This is a genomic window from Bacteroides sp. AR29, from assembly GCF_900217715.1.
In the GTDB taxonomy this organism is placed as follows: domain Bacteria; phylum Bacteroidota; class Bacteroidia; order Bacteroidales; family Bacteroidaceae; genus Bacteroides; species Bacteroides uniformis.
Map to the genome: position 1 here is coordinate 1 of NZ_OBMS01000055.1, position 2,645 is coordinate 2,645.

General features: G+C 33.6%; 2 protein-coding genes. One reads left to right on the forward strand and one right to left on the reverse strand.

The window, feature by feature from the left end:
- The coding region (locus CSD97_RS18625) for a carboxypeptidase-like regulatory domain-containing protein (RefSeq protein ID WP_133304108.1) at positions 1-216 on the reverse strand (216 nt) is incomplete at its 3' end.
- Positions 217-669: 453 nt separating this feature from the next.
- Between CSD97_RS18625 and CSD97_RS18630 the strand changes: the two genes are divergently transcribed.
- On the forward strand, positions 670-1,860 hold the full coding sequence (locus CSD97_RS18630; RefSeq protein WP_061412937.1) for a site-specific integrase: 1,191 nt from the start codon (positions 670-672) through the stop codon (positions 1,858-1,860).
- Positions 1,861-2,645: the final 785 nt, after the last annotated feature.

A 2,645-nucleotide genomic window follows, 5' to 3' on the forward strand; every position in this document is an offset into this window, starting at 1 on the left:
AGTTTTCGCGGAACTTGGTACGTTTGGTAATGTAAAATCACCATCTACACCGGTAATAGCACCAATTTGTGTACCTTTTACCAATACAGAGGCTCCAATAACTGGCTGCCCGTCTTCTTCAGAAATTACAACACCTGTAACCTTCTGGGTTTGGGCAGTTACTAGGCCTATTCCGACAAAAAGACAGGCCAATAACAGCATTAATTTTCTTTTCATAAATTCTCTCTTAAAGTTTAACTTTACATTAATTGTTTCTTTACTCTAACAAAGTGCAAATATATTAATAAAACTGAAACGAACAACTATTTTATTGAAAAAACCTTGTAAATCTATCAATTTGTTAATTAAACATACTGCTTTATGCTTAATAACAGATTTTTCACACTTAAAAAACCTAAACTGGCTTATGTTTACTATCACTATGATTCCCTCTTTTAGGATGATTTTTCCAAGAAATACACATATTTTAAAACAAAATGGTTAATAAATAAGCCGCTAAAACAGAGAACAGACCTGATTTTGAAACAAATTGAGAGTTCCCGGAGGCTAAATACCGATTAATAGCTAAACACAAAAAGACACTTTTTAAAGATATTAATTCTTATTCTAATCCCATCGAGCACAGAATATCGTCTTATTTGTTATTGGTATTAATTAAAATCAAGTAAAATGAGTAAAATTATTTACAATCTAGTGTACAACAGAAAAAGAAGCCTGAATAAAAAAGGAATGGCATTAGTGCAAGTAGAAGCCTATTTGGACAGAAAGAAAAAGTATTTTTCAACCAAAGTTTATTTAAAGCCAGAACAGTGGGACAATAAAAAGCTTATTGTGAAGAATCATCCTAATGCAGATGCGCTGAATAGATTGATATATGAGTTCATGGCTATGATAGAAAAAAAAGAGTTGGAATTGTGGCAGCAAGGAAGGCGTATTTCATTAGAGTTACTAAAGGATGTTTTGAGCACAAGCGAAAACAAAACCTCTTTTATTCCTTTTTTTAGGCAAGAGATAGCAAACTCTACTCTAAAAGAAAGTACAAAACGAAATCATCTCTCCACTCTTTCATTATTACAACAGTTCAAAAAGGATGTAACCTTTTCTGATTTAACATTCGAATTCATATCCTCCTTTGAATATTTCTTGCAATCAAGAGGTTATCACACAAATACGATAGCCAAACATATGAAGCATCTGAAGCGACATATAAATGTCGCCATCAACAAGGATTATATGGAGATACAAAAATACGCTTTTCGAAAGTACAAAATTAAAACTATAGAAAACAAGCATACGCACTTATCTCCTGAAGAGTTGGAGAAGTTGGAGAAATTAAACTTGGCTGGCAGATATACTAAATTGCAAAAGACTTTAGATGCATTCTTGTTTTGTTGCTATGCAGGAATGAGATATTCTGATTTTATCAGTTTATCACCCGATAACATCGTGAAGATTCGTCAAGAAACCTGGCTAATTTATAAATCCATAAAGACGAGTACAGAAGTCAGATTACCTCTTTATCTCTTATTCGAAGGAAAAGGGCTTGTTATTCTGGACAAATATCGGGATGACTTACAAAGCTTCTTTCATTTAAGGGATAACTCTAATGTGAACAAGGATTTAATTGTGATTTCCCGCCTAGCTGGTTTATCAAAAAAAATTTCATTTCACACTGCTCGCCATACTAATGCAACACTATTGATTTATAATGGAGTAAACATTACAACGGTGCAAAAATTATTGGGGCATAAAAGTGTTAAAACCACACAAGTGTATACAAATGTAATGGATATGACTATAGTGCATGATTTAGAAAAGAACCATGCACTCATGCCTTTGCCTAAAAAAACACGAACTTAGCATAGCCAATACTACACTTTCATATCGTTAGTCATATACTTCTCCTTTAAAGTCTGTTCACTCACTATTCAGTTTCAGCCTGCTCGCTGCAAACTCACTGCATACGTTTTGCAGTACTACTGCAAATTGTTTGCAGTATCACTGCATATTGCTTGCAGCCGCACTGCATATTAGTTTGCAGTATCACTGCAACAGCTTTGCAGTATCGCTGCAATAGGTTTGCAAAGTTTTGCAGTGAGAAATTGCTGAGAATCAATTAAGTATAGTATAGTGTAAATAGAAGATTGACATTGGTGTGTTATCAATATTTAAGACTGATTGGAGGTGTGGAAGCAAATCTTGCTTCCACACTTTTGCATTGCTTCCACAGCGTCTGTAATGCCGATGAATAGAGGGATACAAGGAGCGGGTGGAAGTGTGGAAGCAAAAATGATGAAAACTGTTATGAAGAAACAACAGTTGTCTTGATTGTTTAGCTAATCACAAAGTTTTGAGTTTACTGTTTTTTGAAGCTATTGAAATATTCTTTTACATAGACTTTAGTACTTTCGCTAATAAAATGACAATGTAGAGTAAATGCTTCATTGAAAGCAGCTAGGATGATAGATGTTGACAAAAGATATTCTTCATATAAGAGGAAGAATCATTTAAAATCTTTAAGCAACGTATTAACTTTATGATATACATCTGATAACCAAGTCATTAATCCAACAAATAGTATCACAGCAGTAAGGTTTTATACATTGTACCCCTATACATACACCTTGTGAGAAAGGAAATTTCGC

Bases quoted from the DNA above. Each gene is read 5' to 3' on its own strand.
- CSD97_RS18630 (WP_061412937.1), top strand. From the start codon at position 670: ATGAGTAAAATTATTTACAATCTAGTGTACAACAGAAAAAGAAGCCTG.